Annotated in this window: 9 protein-coding genes, 4 tRNA genes and 6 rRNA genes; 12 read left to right on the top strand and 7 right to left on the bottom strand. The window is 60.4% G+C overall.

Going from position 1 to position 22,181, the window contains the following annotated elements; genetic code table 11:
- Position 1: 1 nt before the first annotated feature.
- Positions 2-1,741 carry a phospholipase D family protein gene (locus tag LZ009_RS02395; RefSeq protein WP_275696271.1) on the bottom strand — a complete coding sequence of 580 codons (1,740 nt, stop codon included), beginning with the start codon at positions 1,739-1,741 and terminating at the stop codon, positions 2-4.
- Positions 1,742-1,826: 85 nt separating this feature from the next.
- Positions 1,827-3,722 carry a ribosomal protection-like ABC-F family protein gene (gene abc-f, locus LZ009_RS02390; RefSeq protein WP_275696270.1) on the bottom strand — a complete coding sequence of 632 codons (1,896 nt, stop codon included), beginning with the start codon at positions 3,720-3,722 and terminating at the stop codon, positions 1,827-1,829.
- Between the two features lie 115 nt (positions 3,723-3,837).
- Here abc-f and LZ009_RS02385 point away from each other — a divergent pair, with 115 nt between their 5' ends.
- Together LZ009_RS02385 and LZ009_RS02380 are read left to right on the top strand one after the other, a co-directional pair.
- Positions 3,838-4,290 carry a (2Fe-2S)-binding protein gene (locus LZ009_RS02385; RefSeq protein ID WP_275696269.1) on the top strand — a complete coding sequence of 151 codons (453 nt, stop codon included), beginning with the start codon at positions 3,838-3,840 and terminating at the stop codon, positions 4,288-4,290.
- Complete coding sequence (locus LZ009_RS02380; protein WP_275696268.1) at positions 4,287-6,554, top strand: xanthine dehydrogenase family protein molybdopterin-binding subunit; 2,268 nt, start codon at positions 4,287-4,289, stop codon at positions 6,552-6,554. The genes LZ009_RS02385 and LZ009_RS02380 overlap by 4 nt, the downstream gene beginning before the upstream one ends.
- A gap of 191 nt (positions 6,555-6,745) precedes the next feature.
- On the opposite strand, the gene LZ009_RS02375 is transcribed toward LZ009_RS02380, so the two are convergent.
- Positions 6,746-6,952: a hypothetical protein gene (locus tag LZ009_RS02375; RefSeq protein WP_275696267.1), complete on the bottom strand. Its 207-nt coding sequence runs from the start codon at positions 6,950-6,952 to the stop codon at positions 6,746-6,748.
- Between the two features lie 30 nt (positions 6,953-6,982).
- Between LZ009_RS02375 and LZ009_RS02370 the strand changes: the two genes are divergently transcribed.
- The 5 genes from LZ009_RS02370 to rrf (LZ009_RS02350) all read left to right on the top strand — a co-directional run bounded on the left by LZ009_RS02370 (position 6,983) and on the right by rrf (LZ009_RS02350) (position 12,214).
- Positions 6,983-8,513: ribosomal RNA gene (locus LZ009_RS02370) — 16S ribosomal RNA — on the top strand.
- A gap of 94 nt (positions 8,514-8,607) precedes the next feature.
- A tRNA-Ile gene (locus LZ009_RS02365) sits at positions 8,608-8,684 on the top strand.
- A 22-nt stretch (positions 8,685-8,706) separates the two neighbouring features.
- Positions 8,707-8,782 (top strand) — tRNA-Ala (locus tag LZ009_RS02360).
- A gap of 306 nt (positions 8,783-9,088) precedes the next feature.
- Positions 9,089-11,966, top strand: a 23S ribosomal RNA gene (locus LZ009_RS02355).
- Positions 11,967-12,101: 135 nt separating this feature from the next.
- Positions 12,102-12,214: ribosomal RNA gene (gene rrf, locus LZ009_RS02350) — 5S ribosomal RNA — on the top strand.
- 173 nt (positions 12,215-12,387) lie between these two features.
- On the opposite strand, the gene LZ009_RS02345 is transcribed toward rrf (LZ009_RS02350), so the two are convergent.
- Positions 12,388-12,573 carry a hypothetical protein gene (locus LZ009_RS02345; RefSeq protein ID WP_275696266.1) on the bottom strand — a complete coding sequence of 62 codons (186 nt, stop codon included), beginning with the start codon at positions 12,571-12,573 and terminating at the stop codon, positions 12,388-12,390.
- A gap of 30 nt (positions 12,574-12,603) precedes the next feature.
- On the opposite strand from LZ009_RS02345, the gene LZ009_RS02340 reads away from it, so the two are divergent.
- From LZ009_RS02340 to rrf (LZ009_RS02320), 5 genes are all read left to right on the top strand, one after another.
- Positions 12,604-14,134 (top strand): 16S ribosomal RNA (locus LZ009_RS02340).
- A 94-nt stretch (positions 14,135-14,228) separates the two neighbouring features.
- Positions 14,229-14,305: transfer RNA gene (locus LZ009_RS02335), tRNA-Ile, on the top strand.
- Between the two features lie 22 nt (positions 14,306-14,327).
- Positions 14,328-14,403, top strand: a tRNA-Ala gene (locus tag LZ009_RS02330).
- A 306-nt stretch (positions 14,404-14,709) separates the two neighbouring features.
- A 23S ribosomal RNA gene (locus LZ009_RS02325) occupies positions 14,710-17,587 on the top strand.
- Between the two features lie 135 nt (positions 17,588-17,722).
- Positions 17,723-17,835: ribosomal RNA gene (rrf, locus tag LZ009_RS02320) — 5S ribosomal RNA — on the top strand.
- The 16S, 23S and 5S rRNA genes sit together here with 4 tRNA genes alongside, the layout of an rRNA operon.
- A gap of 113 nt (positions 17,836-17,948) precedes the next feature.
- On the opposite strand, the gene LZ009_RS02315 is transcribed toward rrf (LZ009_RS02320), so the two are convergent.
- Genes LZ009_RS02315 through LZ009_RS02305 form a run of 3 tightly spaced genes read right to left on the bottom strand, consistent with a single transcriptional unit; the run spans position 17,949 to position 22,157 of the window.
- Positions 17,949-19,520 carry a thioredoxin family protein gene (locus tag LZ009_RS02315; protein WP_275696265.1) on the bottom strand — a complete coding sequence of 524 codons (1,572 nt, stop codon included), beginning with the start codon at positions 19,518-19,520 and terminating at the stop codon, positions 17,949-17,951.
- A 20-nt stretch (positions 19,521-19,540) separates the two neighbouring features.
- On the bottom strand, positions 19,541-20,464 hold the full coding sequence (locus LZ009_RS02310; RefSeq protein WP_275696264.1) for an MBL fold metallo-hydrolase: 924 nt from the start codon (positions 20,462-20,464) through the stop codon (positions 19,541-19,543).
- On the bottom strand, positions 20,451-22,157 hold the full coding sequence (locus tag LZ009_RS02305) for an AMP-binding protein (RefSeq protein WP_275696263.1): 1,707 nt from the start codon (positions 22,155-22,157) through the stop codon (positions 20,451-20,453). Before LZ009_RS02305 ends, LZ009_RS02310 begins: the two co-directional genes overlap by 14 nt.
- Positions 22,158-22,181: the final 24 nt, after the last annotated feature.

Below are 22,181 nucleotides of genomic sequence, written 5' to 3'. Positions count from 1 at the left end.
GCTAGAGCATCGCGTCGGGCGCGAACGGTCCCAGCAGCTTGACGAAGACCTTGAGGCGCGTGCTGGCGCCGGGCTCCTCGTCGGAATCCGGAAAGCCCGCGCCCTTGGGCGCCACCCAGTGGTAATGCCCGTTGCGCTGTTCCAGCCGGTAGGCACCCGTGGCCAACTGGCGTTCGATGACGGCGGTGGCCTGCTGCGTGAGCGGCGCGCTGCGGATCACCAGGCCCACTTCGCTGTTCTTCAGCTTGGAACGCAGGTCGAGGTTCATGGAGCCGATGACCGCCAGGCGACCGTCGATGAAGACGGCCTTGGAATGCAGGCTGGCGCGCGATTGCGTGCCGCTCTTGGAGCCGCCGGCGGCGCTGCCGATGCCTATGCCAGTGCCGACCTCCTTTTCGCTGCGGCCGCTGCTGCTGCCGCCGCCATGCGAGCCGATCAGGTTGGCGACGGCGGCCGGATCCGAGCGCATCTCGTACACCTCGACGCCCATCTTCAGCAGCGCGTCGCGGTAGCGCGCATAGCCGGCATGCGCCGCGGGCGCGTCGTTGGAGGCCAGGGAATTGGTCAGCACGCGGATGCGCACGTTGCGCTGCCGCAGCTGGCGGTACACGCCCATCATCTGCTCGCCCGGCACGAAGTAAGGCGAGACGATCAGGACGTCGCGCTGCGCGGCCTGCATCAGCGACAGCAGGCCGTCGATGACGGTCTCGCCGGCGTCCACTTCATCGTCGCCGGGCCCGACCTTCCCCGGCTGGTCGACCAGCAGCGTAGCCGGCGCCCAGTACAGGGGAACGCTGCGCAGGTCCAGCGCGGGGCGGTCGGCATTGGCCGCCGCGGCGACGCTCACGGCCGGCAGCACGGTGGGGCTGGCGGTCACGGGCAGCGTGGGCGCAGGCCCCGGGCCGCCGGGCACCTGCGCGGCCGATGCCGCCGCGTCCGGCTTGCGCAGGGCGGCAAGCTCCTTCTCGTCCAGCAGCGTCTGCACCGGATACGCGAGTTCGTCGTTCCAGAAGCGGTCGAAGCTCGCGGACATGTCGCGCACGATGCGCCCGGCCGCCAGCACGTCGAGGTCGACGAAGTTCTGCTTGTCGCTGGTGCCGAAGTAGGCGTCGCCGAGGTTGCGGCCGCCGGTGATGCCCCAGGCGTTGTCGGCGATGAACATCTTGTTGTGCATGCGCTTCTGCATGCGGCCGAAGTCGTGCAGCGAGGTGACGATGCGGCCCACCATGTTGTCCCGCGAACCCGGCACCGGGTTGAACAGGCGCATCTCCACGTTGGGCAGGAAGGCCAGGCGCAGCACCTGCGCGTCCTCGCCCACCGAATTGAAGTCGTCCAGCAGGATGCGCACGCGCACGCCGCGGCGGGCCGCGTCGCGGATGCCCTGCAGCAGCACTTCGGTGCTGGCGTCGGCATGGATGGCGTAGTACTGCAGGTCGAGCGAGCGGGTGGCGCGTTCGATCAGCGCGATGCGGCTGGCCAGCGCGATGTCGACGTTCTCCATCACGTGGAAGGCCGAGTCGCTCTTCACGGCGGCCTGGGCGCGGCGGGCCAGCACGAGCTGGCCGAGCGGTGTCTGGTCCGGTTGCGCGAAGGCCGTCGTGTTCGTGCGATTGATGTTGGCCGGCAGGCTCGCGCAGCCGCTGGCCCAGCTGAGGAGAACGGCGGCTGCGAGCCAGCGCCACCACCCGCGGCTGGAGGGATGGGAGGCAGGGGCGGCGGGGCTGGCGGCTGGGGTACGCATAGGGTGACGGGAATGTAGCCCGCGCCCCGGCTTTAAGGGGTTACCGCAAGGTCAGCAATGGCCACGACTCGCTGCCAGTTGCCGCCTACAGCTGGCCCAGGGCGTCCCAGCGTTCCAGTGCCTGCATCAACTCGTCTTCGATCTGCGCGTTGCGTTGCGCCAGTTGCGCGCCGCGGCCCGGATCGTCGCGATAGACCGCGCCGTTGTTCTTTTCGAGCTCGGTCTGGATGGCCTTCTGTTCCTGCTCCAGCGACTCGATGCGAGCGGGCAGGGACTCCAGTTCGCGCTGCTCCTTGTAGCCCAGCTTGCGCTTGGGTGCGGCTGGGGGCGCTGGGGCCGCGGGCTGCGCCTTTTCGCGCGCGGCGGTCGGCGCCGCTGCGGCCTGCGTTGCCGCGATTTCGCGTGACCGCCGCGATTGCGTCAGCCAGTCCTGCACGCCGCCTTCGTATTCGCGCCAGCGGCCGTCGCCCTCGAAGGCGATCGTGCTGGTGACGACGTTGTCGAGGAAAGCGCGATCGTGGCTGACCAGGAACACCGTGCCTTCGTAGTCCTGCAGCAGTTCCTCGAGCAGCTCCAGCGTGTCGATGTCGAGGTCGTTGGTGGGTTCGTCCAGCACCAGCACGTTGGCCGGGCGCGCGAACAGCCGCGCGAGCAGCAGGCGGTTGCGTTCGCCGCCGGAGAGGGAGCGCACCGGCGAGCCGGAGCGCGCCGGAGAAAACAGGAAGTCGCCGAGGTAGCTTTTGACGTGCTTGCGCTGCTTGCCGATCTCGATCCACTCGCTGCCGGGGCTGATGAAGTCCTCCAGCGTGGCGTTGGGGTCGAGCGCGGTGCGCATCTGGTCGAAATAGGCCACCTGCAGGTTGCTGCCCTGGCGCATCTTGCCGCTGTCGGGCGCGAGCTCGCCGAGGATCATCTTCAGCAGCGTCGTCTTGCCGGCGCCGTTGGGGCCGACCAGGCCGACCTTGTCGCCGCGCAGGATGGTGGCGGTGAAATCGCGCACCACGGTGCGCCGGCCGCCGCCTTCAATCGGGAAGGACTTGGAGACGTCGGTGAGCTCCGCGACGATCTTGCCGCTGGATTGGCCCGTGGCGACGTCCATGCTGACGCGGCCCAGCGCCTCGCGCCGCTCGCTGCGCCGCGCGCGCAGCTGCTGCAGGCGGGTGATGCGGCCTTGCGCGCGCGTGCGCCGCGCCTCGACGCCCTTGCGCACCCAGACTTCCTCCTGCGCGAGCAGCTTGTCGGCCTTGGCGTTGATCACCGCTTCCTGTGCGAGCTGCTCCGCCTTCAGCGCCTGGTACTGGCTGAAATTGCCGGGATAGGACAGCAGCCGGCCGCGATCGAGTTCGACGATGCGGGTCGCCACGCGATCGAGGAAGGCGCGGTCGTGCGTGATCAGCAGCACGCTGCCGCGGAAGTCGATCAGCAGGTTTTCCAGCCATTCGATCGAATCGAGGTCGAGGTGGTTGGTCGGCTCGTCCAGCAGCAGCACGTCGGGGCGGCGCACGAGCGCCTGCGCCAGGGCCACCCGCTTGCGGTTGCCGCCGGAGAGCGTGCCGATCACGGCTTCGGGCGCGAGGTGCAAGCGCTGCAGGGTCTCGTCGACGCGCTGCCGCCAGTTCCAGCCGTCCTGCGCTTCGATCAGGCCTTGCAGCGCATCGAGGTCGCCCTGGCTGTGCGTGTAGCGGTCGACCAGCGCGATCACGTCGGCAAGGCCTTCCTGCACGGCGTCGAACACCGTCTGGTCTTCCTTGAGTTGCGGCTCCTGGGCGACGAAGGCGATGCGCAGGCCCTGCTGCACCTGCACGGTGCCGTCGTCGGGCCGCTCCATGCCGCCCACGATGCGCAGCAGCGAGGACTTGCCGGCGCCGTTGCGGCCGATCAGGCCGACGCGCTCGCCGGACTGCAGCGAGAAATCGGCGTGGTCCAGCAACGCGAAGTGGCCGAAAGCCAGCTGGGCGTCGGCAAGGGTGATCAGGGCCATGGAAATCCGGGGAAAGCGTTGGAGGTTATCACCGCGGCGGCGGCGCAACAGGGGCATTCGCCGGATACGGTCGGGTTGGCTATAGTGGAATCCACACCGGCGCTGGGAGCGTTCCTTGGAACTAAACATCAATGGCGCCCGCAGGGACGTGCAGGCCGACCCGGCCATGCCGCTGCTGTGGGTGCTGCGCGACCTGCTAGCGATGACCGGCACCAAGTACGGCTGCGGCGTCGCCGCCTGCGGCGCCTGCACGGTGCGCATCGACGGCCAGGCCGTGCGCTCCTGCGTCACCACCGTCGGCAGTGTGGCCGGCAGGAAGATCCAGACCATCGAGGGCCTGGCCCCCGCCGGCAAGGCGCATCCGCTGGAGGCCGCGTGGATCGCCGAGCAAGTTCCGCAGTGCGGCTATTGCCAGAGCGGCATGCTGATGGCTGCCGCGGCGCTGCTGGAGAAAAAACCCAAGCCCAGCGATGCCGACATCGACGAGGCGATCACCAACATCTGCCGCTGCGGCACGTACCAGCGCGTGCGTGCGGCGATCAAACGCGCGGCCGGGGTGAAAGCGTGAAACGCCGCACCTGGCTGCTGGGAACCACCGCCGGCGCCGGCGCGCTGCTGGTCGGCTGGGCGTTGACGCCGCAACGCTCGCGCATCGGGCTCGGACAGTTGATGTTGCCCGGCGAGGGTGACATGGCGCTCAACGGCTGGATCAAGGTGCTGCCCGATGGCAGCGTCGTCCTGGCGATGCCACGCAGCGAGATGGGCCAGGGCGTGCACACCGCGCTTCCCATGTTGGCGGCGGAGGAACTGGATGTGCCGCTGTCGGCGATGCGCATCGAGCAGGCGGGCGCCGACGCGATCTACGGCAACGTCGCGATGCTGGTGGCGAGCCTGCCCTTCCATCCCGACGAAGAAGAACGCGAGGACGGCTTCGGCCGGGTGAAGGCGAGCCGTTGGCTGGTGGGCAAGGTGGCGCGCGAGCTGGGCATCAATGCGACCGGTGGCTCCTCCAGCGTGGCCGATGCCTGGGAGGTCGTGCGCATGGCCGCGGCGACGGCGCGTGCGTCGCTCATCGGCGCGGCGTCGCTGCAATGGAAGCTGCCGGTGGAAGACTTGAGCGTTGCCAACGGCGTGGTCACCCATCCTTCCGGCTTGTCGGCCCCGTATGGGGAACTGGCGCGCCATGCCGCGGCAACGCCGCCGGGCGAGGTGCGGCTGAAGGAGCGCAAGGACTGGAAGCTGATCGGGCGGCCCGCGCCGCGGCTGGACCTGGCTGCCAAGGTGAACGGCACGGCGCGATTCGGCATCGACGTGCGCCTGCCGGGGATGTTGCATGCGGCGTTGCGACTGAGCCCCGTGCTGGGTGGAGCGCCCGGGCGCATCGATGCGAGCGCCGCGCTGGCGATGCCGGGGGCGCGGCGGTTCGTGCAATTGCCGGCCTTTGCTGGGTCCGCGGCCGGCATCGCCATCGTGGCCGACAGCCATTGGCAGGCGCAGCAGGCGGTGAAGGCGGTGGAAGTCGAGTGGTCGGCGCCGACGCAAGGCCGCGTGGACACGCGCACGATCGCCAAGGAGCTGGAACAGGCAGTCAAGACGGGCGATGGGCACGTCTTCCACGCGCGGGGCGACGCCGAGGAGGCGCGGCGCACCGGAACCCGGACGCTCGAGGCCTGGTACAGCGCGCCTTATCTTGCGCATGCGACGCTGGAGCCCATGAACGCGACGGTGCGCGTGGTGGGGGATCGTGTCGAGATCTGGGCGCCGACGCAGGTGCCGCAGATGTGCCGGGGCGTTGCGGCGCGCGTGGCGGGCGTGCCGCTGGCGAACGTCGATATGCACGTCACGCTGCTGGGCGGCGGTTTCGGTCGCCGGCTGGAGGTGGATTACGTGGCCCAGGCCGTGCGCATCGCCATGGACATGCCGGGCGTTCCCGTCCAGCTGCTGTGGTCACGCGAGGAAGACACGGCGCATGATTTCTACCGGCCCATGCATGTGGCCCGGATGCGCGCAACGCTGGACAAGGCGGGTGAGCCGGTCGCCCTGCAGATCAAGTCCGCCGGCGATGCGATCACGCCGCGCTGGACGGAGCGCGGCATGCCGGCGCTGGCGGGGCCGGTGGAATTGCCCGACAAGACCGCGTCGGAAGGCCTGTTCGACCAGCCCTATGGATTCGCGCACCAGAAGATGGAGCATGTCTTCACGCGCTCCGGGGTTCCCGTGGGCTTCTGGCGTTCGGTCGGCCATTCGCACAACGCCTTCTTTGCCGAGTGCTTCGTCGACGAACTCGCCGCCGAGCTGCAGCGCGATCCGGTCGAACTGCGGCGCGGGCTGCTGAAGAAGGCGCCGCGCCATCTGGCAGTGTTGAACCTGGCGGCGGCGCGGGCCGGCTGGGGTGGCAAGCTACCGGCCGGGCGGGCCCGCGGTGTCGCCTTGCACGAATCCTTCGGCTCCATCGTGGCGCAGGTGGCGGAAGTGTCGATCGAGGGCGGCCAGCCGCGCGTGCACCGGGTGGTGTGCGCCATCGACTGCGGCACCGCGATCAACCCCAACATCATTGCCCAGCAGATGGAGGGCGCGGTGGTCCTCGCCCTGACAGCCGCCCTGTATGGGCGTGTGGATGTTCACGACGGGGTGGTCCAGCAGGGGAACTTCCCCAGCTATCCCATGCTCGGACTCGCTGCGACGCCGCAGGTGGAAACCTGGATCGTGGCGAGCGAGCGGCCTCCGGCCGGTGTCGGGGAACCAGGCGTGCCTCCCCTGGCGCCGGCGGTGGCGAATGCGCTGTTTGCCCTGACCGGGCGCCGCAACCGCTCGTTACCGCTCACGGCCTAGTCAGGGTTTCCCCGATCGTGCTATAGTCGCGGGCTCCGCTGATCGCTGCGAACGAAAACGTTCAACGCAATCGGCAGAGACCGGAAGAGACTGAAGGTTTTGACTGACACGCAAAAGTCGGTATAGAATCCAAGGCTCCGCTGAACGCGAAAGGCAACGCAAGACGCCAATCGAACGAAGCGAAAAAATTTCTAAGAGCTTGACGGACTGCTAAAAAATCTGTCATAATCGAGGGCTTCGCTGATCGCAGCGGGGTTAGCAAGAAGACGAAGCGCAAAGCTGGTGATTCTTGCGGGTTCATTAAAAACATACAGCCGATAAGCGTGGGCGTTTGATGGCGAGCTGCCAAGTTCTTCGGAACAAATCAAACGCTCATAGAGAGAAGAAGTGAAGTTCACTTCGATTCCTATTGAGCAAACATCAAGATCGAACTGTAGAGTTTGATCCTGGCTCAGATTGAACGCTGGCGGAATGCTTTACACATGCAAGTCGAACGGCAGCACGGGGGCAACCCTGGTGGCGAGTGGCGAACGGGTGAGTAATACATCGGAACGTGCCCAGTTGTGGGGGATAACGTAGCGAAAGCTACGCTAATACCGCATACGAACTGAGGTTGAAAGCGGGGGATCGCAAGACCTCGCGCAATTGGAGCGGCCGATGGCAGATTAGGTAGTTGGTGGGGTAAAGGCTCACCAAGCCGACGATCTGTAGCTGGTCTGAGAGGACGACCAGCCACACTGGGACTGAGACACGGCCCAGACTCCTACGGGAGGCAGCAGTGGGGAATTTTGGACAATGGGCGCAAGCCTGATCCAGCCATTCCGCGTGCAGGATGAAGGCCCTCGGGTTGTAAACTGCTTTTGTACGGAACGAAAAGGCCTTTTCTAATACAGAGGGCTCATGACGGTACCGTAAGAATAAGCACCGGCTAACTACGTGCCAGCAGCCGCGGTAATACGTAGGGTGCAAGCGTTAATCGGAATTACTGGGCGTAAAGCGTGCGCAGGCGGTTATGTAAGACAGGTGTGAAATCCCCGGGCTTAACCTGGGAACTGCATTTGTGACTGCATAGCTAGAGTACGGTAGAGGGGGATGGAATTCCGCGTGTAGCAGTGAAATGCGTAGATATGCGGAGGAACACCGATGGCGAAGGCAATCCCCTGGACCTGTACTGACGCTCATGCACGAAAGCGTGGGGAGCAAACAGGATTAGATACCCTGGTAGTCCACGCCCTAAACGATGTCAACTGGTTGTTGGGTCTTCACTGACTCAGTAACGAAGCTAACGCGTGAAGTTGACCGCCTGGGGAGTACGGCCGCAAGGTTGAAACTCAAAGGAATTGACGGGGACCCGCACAAGCGGTGGATGATGTGGTTTAATTCGATGCAACGCGAAAAACCTTACCTACCCTTGACATGTCTGGAATCCCGCAGAGATGTGGGAGTGCTCGAAAGAGAGCCAGAACACAGGTGCTGCATGGCTGTCGTCAGCTCGTGTCGTGAGATGTTGGGTTAAGTCCCGCAACGAGCGCAACCCTTGTCATTAGTTGCTACGAAAGGGCACTCTAATGAGACTGCCGGTGACAAACCGGAGGAAGGTGGGGATGACGTCAAGTCCTCATGGCCCTTATGGGTAGGGCTACACACGTCATACAATGGCTGGTACAGAGGGTTGCCAACCCGCGAGGGGGAGCTAATCCCATAAAACCAGTCGTAGTCCGGATCGCAGTCTGCAACTCGACTGCGTGAAGTCGGAATCGCTAGTAATCGCGGATCAGCATGTCGCGGTGAATACGTTCCCGGGTCTTGTACACACCGCCCGTCACACCATGGGAGCGGGTTCTGCCAGAAGTAGTTAGCCTAACCGCAAGGAGGGCGATTACCACGGCAGGGTTCGTGACTGGGGTGAAGTCGTAACAAGGTAGCCGTATCGGAAGGTGCGGCTGGATCACCTCCTTTCTGGAAACACTAGCAGTTCAAGCTCAAACGCTCACACTTATCGGTTGTTGGAAGATGTCGCCAGCGGCGTACTGCTCGTTTAAGCGACCGGCCTGGGTCTGTAGCTCAGTTGGTTAGAGCACCGTCTTGATAAGGCGGGGGTCGTTGGTTCGAGACCAACCAGACCCACCATCTCCACTGGATCCAAATTCCTGGGGGATTAGCTCAGCTGGGAGAGCACCTGCTTTGCAAGCAGGGGGTCGTCGGTTCGATCCCGTCATCCTCCACCAAACAACATTATCGAAATAGATCAACACCAAAGCGGCTTGGCGCTTCGCCAGGCTGCTTTGTTGTTGACTCCAGGATCTCCTGGTGTCAATCGGCTGTTCTTTAACAATTCATAGAGTCGAATCAGCGTTATTGGCGGAAACTGCTTCATGGCAGACCGTGCCGCCAATGACAATTTTTTGATTGCGTCAACCAGACTTCAATTTCGGATCAAACCGAAAGTATGAAGACGGCATAACGCGCGAGGTGAAAGACCTCGCGATTCCTTGATTGACTGTGAATCCTCGTGAGAGGGGTCAAAGTTATAGGGTCAAGTGAATAAGAGCATGTGGTGGATGCCTTGGCGATTACAGGCGACGAAGGACGTGATAGCCTGCGATAAGCTTCGGGGAGCTGGCAAATAAGCTTTGATCCGGAGATTTCCGAATGGGGAAACCCACCCTTAGGGGTATCGCATGATGAATACATAGTCATGCGAGGCGAACCGGGTGAACTGAAACATCTCAGTAGCTCGAGGAATAGACATCAACCGAGATTCCGAAAGTAGTGGCGAGCGAAATCGGAACAGCCTGCTAGTGATAGCGCAGAACTTAGCGGAACGGCTTGGAAAGGCCGGCTACAGAGGGTGATAGCCCCGTACGCGAAAAGATCTGTGTGGTACTGAGCTAGCGAAAAGTAGGGCGGGACACGAGAAATCCTGTCTGAAGATGGGGGGACCATCCTCCAAGGCTAAATACTCGTAATCGACCGATAGTGAACTAGTACCGTGAGGGAAAGGCGAAAAGAACCCCAGGCGGGGAGTGAAATAGATCCTGAAACCGCATGCTTACAAAAAGTAGGAGCCCGCAAGGGTGACTGCGTACCTTTTGTATAATGGGTCAGCGACTTACATTCAGTGGCAAGCTTAACCGAATAGGGAAGGCGTAGGGAAACCGAGTCCGAACAGGGCGTCTAGTCGCTGGGTGTAGACCCGAAACCAAGTGATCTATCCATGGCCAGGATGAAGGTGCCGTAACAGGTACTGGAGGTCCGAACCGACTAGTGTTGCAAAACTAGCGGATGAGCTGTGGATAGGGGTGAAAGGCTAAACAAACTTGGAAATAGCTGGTTCTCTCCGAAAACTATTTAGGTAGTGCCTCGCGTATTACCTTCGGGGGTAGAGCACTGTTTTGGCTAGGGGGTCATGGCGACTTACCAAACCAAGGCAAACTCCGAATACCGAAGAGTACAGCGCGGGAGACAGAGCACCGGGTGCTAACGTCCGGACTCAAGAGGGAAACAACCCAGACCGCCAGCTAAGGTCCCTAAAATTGGCTAAGTGGGAAACGAAGTGGGAAGGCTAAAACAGTCAGGATGTTGGCTTAGAAGCAGCCATCATTTAAAGAAAGCGTAATAGCTCACTGATCGAGTCGTCCTGCGCGGAAGATGTAACGGGGCTAAGCCAGTTACCGAAGCTGCGGATTTGCACGCAAGTGCAAGTGGTAGGAGAGCGTTCTGTAAGCCTGTGAAGGTGTCTCGAGAGGGATGCTGGAGGTATCAGAAGTGCGAATGCTGACATGAGTAGCGTTAAAGCGGGTGAAAAGCCCGCTCGCCGTAAGCGCAAGGTTTTCTACGCAACGTTCATCGGCGTAGAGTGAGTCGGCCCCTAAGGCGAGGCAGAGATGCGTAGCTGATGGGAAACAGGTCAATATTCCTGTACCGATGTGTAGTGCGATGTGGGGACGGAGAAGGTTAACTCGGCCGGGTGTTGGATGTCCCGGTTCAAGCCTGTAGTCGTGCCTGGTAGGTAAATCCGCCGGGCTTAGATGAGGGGTGATAACGAGGCGGCTTGCCGCCGAAGTGAGTGATACCCTGCTTCCAGGAAAAGCCACTAAGCTTCAGCTACACACGACCGTACCGCAAACCGACACTGGTGCGCGAGATGAGTATTCTCAGGCGCTTGAGAGAACTCGGGAGAAGGAACTCGGCAAATTGACACCGTAACTTCGGAAGAAGGTGTGCCTTTAGTAGGTGAAGTCCCTCGCGGATGGAGCCCAATGAGGTTGCAAAAAATCGGTGGCTGCGACTGTTTAATAAAAACACAGCACTCTGCAAACACGAAAGTGGACGTATAGGGTGTGACGCCTGCCCGGTGCTGGAAGATTAAGTGATGGGGTGCAAGCTCTTGATCGAAGTCCCAGTAAACGGCGGCCGTAACTATAACGGTCCTAAGGTAGCGAAATTCCTTGTCGGGTAAGTTCCGACCTGCACGAATGGCGTAACGATGGCCACACTGTCTCCTCCCGAGACTCAGCGAAGTTGAAATGTTTGTGATGATGCAATCTCCCCGCGGAAAGACGGAAAGACCCCATGAACCTTTACTGTAGCTTTGTATTGGACTTTGAACGGATCTGTGTAGGATAGGTGGGAGGCTTTGAAGCCGGGTCGCTAGATCTGGTGGAGCCAACGTTGAAATACCACCCTGGTGCGTTTGAGGTTCTAACCTAGGCCCGTTATCCGGGCCGGGGACAGTGCATGGTAGGCAGTTTGACTGGGGCGGTCTCCTCCCAAAGCGTAACGGAGGAGTTCGAAGGTACGCTAGTTACGGTCGGACATCGTGACGATAGTGCAATGGCATAAGCGTGCTTAACTGCGAGACTGACAAGTCGAGCAGATGCGAAAGCAGGACATAGTGATCCGGTGGTTCTGTATGGAAGGGCCATCGCTCAACGGATAAAAGGTACTCTGGGGATAACAGGCTGATACCGCCCAAGAGTTCATATCGACGGCGGTGTTTGGCACCTCGATGTCGGCTCATCTCATCCTGGGGCTGTAGCCGGTCCCAAGGGTATGGCTGTTCGCCATTTAAAGAGGTACGTGAGCTGGGTTTAAAACGTCGTGAGACAGTTTGGTCCCTATCTTCCGTGGGCGCTGCAGATTTGAGGAAGCCTGCTCCTAGTACGAGAGGACCGGAGTGGACGCACCTCTGGTGTACCTGTTGTCACGCCAGTGGCATTGCAGGGTAGCTAAGTGCGGAAGAGATAACCGCTGAAAGCATCTAAGCGGGAAACTCGTTTCAAGATGAGATCTGCCGGGGCCTTGAGCCCCCTGAAGAGTCGTTCTAGACCAGGACGTTGATAGGTCAGGTGTGGAAGCGCAGTAATGCGTTAAGCTAACTGATACTAATTGCTCGTGCGGCTTGACCCTATAACTTTGATCAGACCGATCAAGGTGTTATGCCAGGGTTGAACGCAATCAAATACCGGTGCTCCCAAGCACCAAGCTGATAAGACTCTATGAATTGGCTGTCTTGCCCCAAAAGCAAGATGGCAAAAAGTTATGCCTGATGACCATAGCGAGGTGGTCCCACTCCTTCCCATCCCGAACAGGACAGTGAAACGCCTCTGCGCCGATGATAGTGCGGGTTCCCGTGTGAAAGTAGGACATCGTCAGGCTGTTATAGCGAGGCGCCCCGTCTACGGACGGGGCGTTCTCATCAGTGCTCCGCAAACGAGCATTGATGAGAACGCGAAAAGCGTGCTAGAATTCAAGGCTTCGCTGAAGAAGCAAGCGGCTGCGGAGGCAGTCCAGTCAATCAGCGAAAACCCTGAGAAGTTGACGGGCCTTCCTAAAATCTGTCATAATCGAGGGCTTCGCTGATCGCAGCGGGGTTGGCAAGAAGACGAAGCGCAAAGCTGGTAATTCTTGCGGGTTCATTAAAAACATACAGCCGATAAGCGTGGGCGTTTGATGGCGAGCTGCCAAGTTCTTCGGAACAAATCAAACGCTCATAGAGAGAAGAAGTGAAGTTCACTTCGATTCCTATTGAGCAAACATCAAGATCGAACTGTAGAGTTTGATCCTGGCTCAGATTGAACGCTGGCGGAATGCTTTACACATGCAAGTCGAACGGCAGCACGGGGGCAACCCTGGTGGCGAGTGGCGAACGGGTGAGTAATACATCGGAACGTGCCCAGTTGTGGGGGATAACGTAGCGAAAGCTACGCTAATACCGCATACGAACTGAGGTTGAAAGCGGGGGATCGCAAGACCTCGCGCAATTGGAGCGGCCGATGGCAGATTAGGTAGTTGGTGGGGTAAAGGCTCACCAAGCCGACGATCTGTAGCTGGTCTGAGAGGACGACCAGCCACACTGGGACTGAGACACGGCCCAGACTCCTACGGGAGGCAGCAGTGGGGAATTTTGGACAATGGGCGCAAGCCTGATCCAGCCATTCCGCGTGCAGGATGAAGGCCCTCGGGTTGTAAACTGCTTTTGTACGGAACGAAAAGGCCTTTTCTAATACAGAGGGCTCATGACGGTACCGTAAGAATAAGCACCGGCTAACTACGTGCCAGCAGCCGCGGTAATACGTAGGGTGCAAGCGTTAATCGGAATTACTGGGCGTAAAGCGTGCGCAGGCGGTTATGTAAGACAGGTGTGAAATCCCCGGGCTTAACCTGGGAACTGCATTTGTGACTGCATAGCTAGAGTACGGTAGAGGGGGATGGAATTCCGCGTGTAGCAGTGAAATGCGTAGATATGCGGAGGAACACCGATGGCGAAGGCAATCCCCTGGACCTGTACTGACGCTCATGCACGAAAGCGTGGGGAGCAAACAGGATTAGATACCCTGGTAGTCCACGCCCTAAACGATGTCAACTGGTTGTTGGGTCTTCACTGACTCAGTAACGAAGCTAACGCGTGAAGTTGACCGCCTGGGGAGTACGGCCGCAAGGTTGAAACTCAAAGGAATTGACGGGGACCCGCACAAGCGGTGGATGATGTGGTTTAATTCGATGCAACGCGAAAAACCTTACCTACCCTTGACATGTCTGGAATCCCGCAGAGATGTGGGAGTGCTCGAAAGAGAGCCAGAACACAGGTGCTGCATGGCTGTCGTCAGCTCGTGTCGTGAGATGTTGGGTTAAGTCCCGCAACGAGCGCAACCCTTGTCATTAGTTGCTACGAAAGGGCACTCTAATGAGACTGCCGGTGACAAACCGGAGGAAGGTGGGGATGACGTCAAGTCCTCATGGCCCTTATGGGTAGGGCTACACACGTCATACAATGGCTGGTACAGAGGGTTGCCAACCCGCGAGGGGGAGCTAATCCCATAAAACCAGTCGTAGTCCGGATCGCAGTCTGCAACTCGACTGCGTGAAGTCGGAATCGCTAGTAATCGCGGATCAGCATGTCGCGGTGAATACGTTCCCGGGTCTTGTACACACCGCCCGTCACACCATGGGAGCGGGTTCTGCCAGAAGTAGTTAGCCTAACCGCAAGGAGGGCGATTACCACGGCAGGGTTCGTGACTGGGGTGAAGTCGTAACAAGGTAGCCGTATCGGAAGGTGCGGCTGGATCACCTCCTTTCTGGAAACACTAGCAGTTCAAGCTCAAACGCTCACACTTATCGGTTGTTGGAAGATGTCGCCAGCGGCGTACTGCTCGTTTAAGCGACCGGCCTGGGTCTGTAGCTCAGTTGGTTAGAGCACCGTCTTGATAAGGCGGGGGTCGTTGGTTCGAGACCAACCAGACCCACCATCTCCACTGGATCCAAATTCCTGGGGGATTAGCTCAGCTGGGAGAGCACCTGCTTTGCAAGCAGGGGGTCGTCGGTTCGATCCCGTCATCCTCCACCAAACAACATTATCGAAATAGATCAACACCAAAGCGGCTTGGCGCTTCGCCAGGCTGCTTTGTTGTTGACTCCAGGATCTCCTGGTGTCAATCGGCTGTTCTTTAACAATTCATAGAGTCGAATCAGCGTTATTGGCGGAAACTGCTTCATGGCAGACCGTGCCGCCAATGACAATTTTTTGATTGCGTCAACCAGACTTCAATTTCGGATCAAACCGAAAGTATGAAGACGGCATAACGCGCGAGGTGAAAGACCTCGCGATTCCTTGATTGACTGTGAATCCTCGTGAGAGGGGTCAAAGTTATAGGGTCAAGTGAATAAGAGCATGTGGTGGATGCCTTGGCGATTACAGGCGACGAAGGACGTGATAGCCTGCGATAAGCTTCGGGGAGCTGGCAAATAAGCTTTGATCCGGAGATTTCCGAATGGGGAAACCCACCCTTAGGGGTATCGCATGATGAATACATAGTCATGCGAGGCGAACCGGGTGAACTGAAACATCTCAGTAGCTCGAGGAATAGACATCAACCGAGATTCCGAAAGTAGTGGCGAGCGAAATCGGAACAGCCTGCTAGTGATAGCGCAGAACTTAGCGGAACGGCTTGGAAAGGCCGGCTACAGAGGGTGATAGCCCCGTACGCGAAAAGATCTGTGTGGTACTGAGCTAGCGAAAAGTAGGGCGGGACACGAGAAATCCTGTCTGAAGATGGGGGGACCATCCTCCAAGGCTAAATACTCGTAATCGACCGATAGTGAACTAGTACCGTGAGGGAAAGGCGAAAAGAACCCCAGGCGGGGAGTGAAATAGATCCTGAAACCGCATGCTTACAAAAAGTAGGAGCCCGCAAGGGTGACTGCGTACCTTTTGTATAATGGGTCAGCGACTTACATTCAGTGGCAAGCTTAACCGAATAGGGAAGGCGTAGGGAAACCGAGTCCGAACAGGGCGTCTAGTCGCTGGGTGTAGACCCGAAACCAAGTGATCTATCCATGGCCAGGATGAAGGTGCCGTAACAGGTACTGGAGGTCCGAACCGACTAGTGTTGCAAAACTAGCGGATGAGCTGTGGATAGGGGTGAAAGGCTAAACAAACTTGGAAATAGCTGGTTCTCTCCGAAAACTATTTAGGTAGTGCCTCGCGTATTACCTTCGGGGGTAGAGCACTGTTTTGGCTAGGGGGTCATGGCGACTTACCAAACCAAGGCAAACTCCGAATACCGAAGAGTACAGCGCGGGAGACAGAGCACCGGGTGCTAACGTCCGGACTCAAGAGGGAAACAACCCAGACCGCCAGCTAAGGTCCCTAAAATTGGCTAAGTGGGAAACGAAGTGGGAAGGCTAAAACAGTCAGGATGTTGGCTTAGAAGCAGCCATCATTTAAAGAAAGCGTAATAGCTCACTGATCGAGTCGTCCTGCGCGGAAGATGTAACGGGGCTAAGCCAGTTACCGAAGCTGCGGATTTGCACGCAAGTGCAAGTGGTAGGAGAGCGTTCTGTAAGCCTGTGAAGGTGTCTCGAGAGGGATGCTGGAGGTATCAGAAGTGCGAATGCTGACATGAGTAGCGTTAAAGCGGGTGAAAAGCCCGCTCGCCGTAAGCGCAAGGTTTTCTACGCAACGTTCATCGGCGTAGAGTGAGTCGGCCCCTAAGGCGAGGCAGAGATGCGTAGCTGATGGGAAACAGGTCAATATTCCTGTACCGATGTGTAGTGCGATGTGGGGACGGAGAAGGTTAACTCGGCCGGGTGTTGGATGTCCCGGTTCAAGCCTGTAGTCGTGCCTGGTAGGTAAATCCGCCGGGCTTAGATGAGGGGTGATAACGAGGCGGCTTGCCGCCGAAGTGAGTGATACCCTGCTTCCAGGAAAAGCCACTAAGCTTCAGCTACACACGACCGTACCGCAAACCGACACTGGTGCGCGAGATGAGTATTCTCAGGCGCTTGAGAGAACTCGGGAGAAGGAACTCGGCAAATTGACACCGTAACTTCGGAAGAAGGTGTGCCTTTAGTAGGTGAAGTCCCTCGCGGATGGAGCCCAATGAGGTTGCAAAAAATCGGTGGCTGCGACTGTTTAATAAAAACACAGCACTCTGCAAACACGAAAGTGGACGTATAGGGTGTGACGCCTGCCCGGTGCTGGAAGATTAAGTGATGGGGTGCAAGCTCTTGATCGAAGTCCCAGTAAACGGCGGCCGTAACTATAACGGTCCTAAGGTAGCGAAATTCCTTGTCGGGTAAGTTCCGACCTGCACGAATGGCGTAACGATGGCCACACTGTCTCCTCCCGAGACTCAGCGAAGTTGAAATGTTTGTGATGATGCAATCTCCCCGCGGAAAGACGGAAAGACCCCATGAACCTTTACTGTAGCTTTGTATTGGACTTTGAACGGATCTGTGTAGGATAGGTGGGAGGCTTTGAAGCCGGGTCGCTAGATCTGGTGGAGCCAACGTTGAAATACCACCCTGGTGCGTTTGAGGTTCTAACCTAGGCCCGTTATCCGGGCCGGGGACAGTGCATGGTAGGCAGTTTGACTGGGGCGGTCTCCTCCCAAAGCGTAACGGAGGAGTTCGAAGGTACGCTAGTTACGGTCGGACATCGTGACGATAGTGCAATGGCATAAGCGTGCTTAACTGCGAGACTGACAAGTCGAGCAGATGCGAAAGCAGGACATAGTGATCCGGTGGTTCTGTATGGAAGGGCCATCGCTCAACGGATAAAAGGTACTCTGGGGATAACAGGCTGATACCGCCCAAGAGTTCATATCGACGGCGGTGTTTGGCACCTCGATGTCGGCTCATCTCATCCTGGGGCTGTAGCCGGTCCCAAGGGTATGGCTGTTCGCCATTTAAAGAGGTACGTGAGCTGGGTTTAAAACGTCGTGAGACAGTTTGGTCCCTATCTTCCGTGGGCGCTGCAGATTTGAGGAAGCCTGCTCCTAGTACGAGAGGACCGGAGTGGACGCACCTCTGGTGTACCTGTTGTCACGCCAGTGGCATTGCAGGGTAGCTAAGTGCGGAAGAGATAACCGCTGAAAGCATCTAAGCGGGAAACTCGTTTCAAGATGAGATCTGCCGGGGCCTTGAGCCCCCTGAAGAGTCGTTCTAGACCAGGACGTTGATAGGTCAGGTGTGGAAGCGCAGTAATGCGTTAAGCTAACTGATACTAATTGCTCGTGCGGCTTGACCCTATAACTTTGATCAGACCGATCAAGGTGTTATGCCAGGGTTGAACGCAATCAAATACCGGTGCTCCCAAGCACCAAGCTGATAAGACTCTATGAATTGGCTGTCTTGCCCCAAAAGCAAGATGGCAAAAAGTTATGCCTGATGACCATAGCGAGGTGGTCCCACTCCTTCCCATCCCGAACAGGACAGTGAAACGCCTCTGCGCCGATGATAGTGCGGGTTCCCGTGTGAAAGTAGGACATCGTCAGGCTGTTATAGCGAGAGAGGCCCGTCAGAAATGACGGGCCTTTTCTTTTTCCGAGACGGAAAAGCCCGCGAAAAAAAAGCGGCCGCAAGGGCCGCTTTCCGTGAAGTCGCGGAGAGTCAGGAACTGGTCGCTTCCTTGGCGTTGAAGACCTGTTCGCAGTTGCCCCGCCCGGCGTCTTTCGCCGGCACCTTCTTGCAAACCTTCTCCAGGTCGACGCGCACCTGCGTCACGACTTGAGATCGGCTCGCATCGGCGCCCTGCCACTCGGCCATGCGCTTGGCCATGCGCTGCAGCGATCGCTGGTTGCGCTCGAAGAAGGTTTCGCCTTTCGGCTCGAGACCGCCGACCACGGCGCGTGAAGCAGTAGAGATCCGTTGGATGTCGTTAGGCGTCAATTCGATGATGTTGCGAACGTAATTGGTGCCCCACTGGACGCGCGTGGCCGGACCTTCCGAAGCCTTCCACGCTTGCTCATACCAGGACAACGCTGTCTTGGCATCCTTCCGCGTCTTGGCGTTGTCCGCCAGCGCAAGCATGTGATAGTAGGGCGCCACCGCGCGCGGCAGTTCGGCCTTGAGCATCGCATCCGAGGCATCCAGCAGCCCGGAGCGCGAAAGTACGTGAGCGGCGCTGGGGACGACGGCTTGCCGTTCGTACCGGTCGGTCGTGGCGGCAACCACCCGCGCCACTTCCTTCTGCATCTCAGCGACGCGAGCAGGAGACAGGGTTTCGCTGCGCTCGGCAAGTTTCAGCAGGACCACGCGCGCATACAGCCCATCGACCTGTTCCGAGTTGGAAAGGCCGCCTTCGGAAATCCGGCGCGCGAGCGCCTTCTCCCAGGAAGCAGCCAGCGTCACCCGAGCGGTCGGATCGGGCGCCAGGTACTTCACGAACTTGTCCGAAACGGCGGACAGCTGATCCCACTGCTGCCGGACGCTCTCCGGATCCGCCAGCATGCGCTCAACCGCGGCGCGATCGGCCTGCGCCACCGCCGCATCGGCCGGACCGTCGATGCGAGCCGCGATGGCCTTCAGTGCGAGTCGATCGCGCAGTTGGGGCAGGTTCGCAGGCACGTGCGCGGCCAGCTCCCCGAGCCGCTTGCCGAGTTCCGCATTCGGCATCACTTGCTGCTCGTCGGTGTCCCACGAATAGAAGGCCAGCAGGTTCCACTGCTCGTCGGTCAGCTTCTGGCCGGCCTGCGCGCGCGCCACCAGATCCTTCACCGGCGCCTGGGCGTTGAGGGCGGCGCTCAAGGTCAGCAGGTAACGCTGGGGATCGACTTCGCCCGGCAAGCGTGTGATCTCGGTTCCGTCCGGACGGAACACCACCATCGTCGGATAGCCCGACACCTTGAAGCGCGACGCGATCTTCTGCGCCCCCGGCCGGTCGCCATCCACGTACACCGGGATGAACGCACGCGAGCGCTCGGCGAAGTCGGGCCGGTTGAACAGCGTCGCCTTCACCTGGTTGCAAGGAGGGCACCAGACCGCGCCCCAGTACAGGTAGACCGGCCGCCCGGTCTGCCGCGCCTGGGCAAAGGCCTTGTCGACTTCGGCATCCGTGGACGCTGTGACCCAGCCGATCTTGGAATGCGCCGGCACAGCCGCCGCGGCAGGAAGGCACGCAAGCGCGCCGAGCGCCAGCACCAGGGCGGCGGCCGATCGATGGAGAGGATAGGACGGCATCATTCCAGGATGATAGTGAGGCTTCAACGATTCGTCGCGAAGCCAGGCTCCCGCCCGGCAGCGCCCGATTCCGCCAATTCGGCGTACAGCTGCTGCACCCAGCCCGGCAGCGATTGCCCCGGAAACCAGCGTTCACGCACCAGTCGAAAGTAAGGGGTGGCCACGGCCCAAGCGACGAACTCGTCCCACGGCAGGCGCTGGACTTCCAGCAACTTGAACTTCAGCAGCACCTTGGCCGCGTGGATCGCGTGGCGGGTCGGCTGCGAGCGATACGCTTCGAGCCGGCTGCGCGCGCGCGACAGGGCGCCGGCCACGTCGGTGAACATGCTTCCGTGGCCCGGCACGACGAGGGCCGGCTGCAGCGAAGCGATCAGGTCCAGCGTGGCGGCCACTTCGTTGAAAGCCTGCTCGCCTTCAAGTTCGGGGAAAACGACGCCAAACCCGTTCTCCCACAGCGCATCGGCCGAGAGCAGCGCGCGGCTGTGCGGCTCGAACAGCACCACCGAGTGGGGATCGTGGCCCGGCGCCGCATGCACCTGCCAGGCGAGGTCACCGAGCCGGACTTCGCTGCCAGGCAGCAGCGTTCCATCGATGCGGAACGGCGGGCACTTCTGGCCGGTCGGCTCGTAGCTCAAGGCCACGGGATCCCAATCGCGCACATGCGCGGCAAGCCCGGGCGGAATGAAAGTACGCGCCTTCGGATAGGCCGCCTGCAGCGCCGCGTTGCCGCCGCAGTGATCGCTGTGCAGGTGCGTGTTGACGATGACGTCGAGCGGCCGGTCCCCGAGCGCGCCGCGCACCAAGGCCAAGGTCTGGTCCGAATGCGTCACGTAGCCGGTATCAACGACGGCTGTCCCCTGCGCACCCTGCAGCACGATCAGGTTGGCAGACAGCCAACCGCGCTCGTGCACGGCCACGCCTTGCGGCAGCAACTCAGGCGGCCGCACGCAGTTCGCGCCTCAGGATCTTGCCGACGTTGCTCTTGGGCAGTTCGTCGCGGAACTCGATGTATTTCGGCAGCTTGTAGCCGGTCAGGTGCTGCCGGCAATGCCCGGCGACGCCTTCCTCGGTCAGCGTCGGATCGTTCTTCACGACGAACACCTTGATCGCTTCGCCCTGCTTTTCGTCCGGTACGCCGATCGCCGCGCATTCGACGACGCCCGGACAGGTGGAGATCACGTTCTCCAGCTCGTTCGGGAACACGTTGAAGCCGCTCACCAGGATCATGTCCTTCTTGCGGTCGACGATGCGCGTGTAGCCCCTCTCGTCCATCACGCCGATGTCGCCGGTGCGCAGGAACCCGTCGGGCGTGAACGCCTTTGCATTCTCCTCGGGCTGCCGGAAATAGCCCGTCATCACGTTGGGGCCGCGGACGCAGATCTCGCCGCGTTCACCCAGCGGGAGGGACCCGCCCGCGTCGTCCTTGATCGCGATGTCGATGCCCGGCAGCGGCAGGCCGATCGTGCCGGAGAACTCGCGCGTATTCAGCGGATTGTTGGTGCCGATGGCGCAGGTCTCGCTCATGCCCCAACCCTCGACCATCACGCAGCCGGTCGCCTGGCGCCAGGCTCGCGCCGTCCCCTCGGAAGCGGCCATGCCCCCTGCCTGCGACACGGACAGCTGCGAGAAATCGACGGAGCGGAACTGCGGATGCTGCAGCAATGCATTGAACAGCGTGTTGACCGCCGGCAGCATGTGGAAAGGGCGCTTCTTCAGCACCTCGACGAACTTGCCGATGTCGCGCGGGTTGGGAATCAGCGTCATGTGCGCGCCCCAGCGGATCGCCAGCAGGCACAGCGTCAGCGCGAAGATGTGATACAGCGGCAGGGCCGCGATCGCATTGACCCGGCTGACGTCGCCCACGCGTCCCAGTGCCGGCGTGAACCAGGCCTCCGCCTGCAGGATCGCCGCCACGATGTTGCGGTGGGTGAGGACGGCGCCTTTCGACAGGCCGGTCGTGCCCCCGGTGTACTGCAGGAAAGCCACCGAATCCAGCGACTGCTCCACGTTGCGGAACTGCAGTCCTTCCCCTTCGCGCAATGCCGCCGGGAACGAGGTCACGGTGCGGCCTTCGTCCAGGGGCAGGCGGTAGGGCGGCACCATCTTCGCGAGGTGGCGCACGGCAAACGTGATCCAGCGCCCGTTCCAGGGCCCCAGCAGGTCGCCCATCGCGGCCAGCACCACGTGTTTCACCGGCGTTCGGTCGGCGACCTCGGAGAAAGTCCTGGCGAAGTTCTCCAGGATCACGATAGCCGTCGCGCCCGAGTCCTTCAGCTGGTGTTCCAGTTCACGCGCCGTGTAGAGCGGGTTGACGTTGACGCAGGTATAGCCGGCCCGCAGCACCGCGGCCATCGTCACCGCGAACTGCGGGATGTTGGGCAGCATGATCGCCACCCGCGCGCCCGGCTCGAGCCCGCGCGACTGCAGCCAGGCGCCCAGCGCGCGCGAGTGCTCGTCCAGCTCGCGATAGGTCATCCAGTGTTCCATGCACACGGAGACGGGACGCGCCGCGTGCTTGCGGAACGATTCCTCCAGCAGCTGGGTGAGCGACGCGTATTGTTCCGGCCGCACCGCGTGCGGCACGCCTTCGGGATAGCTCTCCAGCCAGGGCCTGGGCTGCGTGTCCATTGCTTGCTCCATGGCGTCCATTGTGGGAAGAGCTGC

Source organism: Ramlibacter paludis (assembly GCF_022012305.1).
Taxonomy (GTDB): Bacteria; Pseudomonadota; Gammaproteobacteria; order Burkholderiales; family Burkholderiaceae_C; genus Ramlibacter; species Ramlibacter paludis.
The sequence above is the reverse complement of the archived record's forward strand: the minus strand, read 5'-3'. Positions and strand labels throughout refer to the sequence as shown.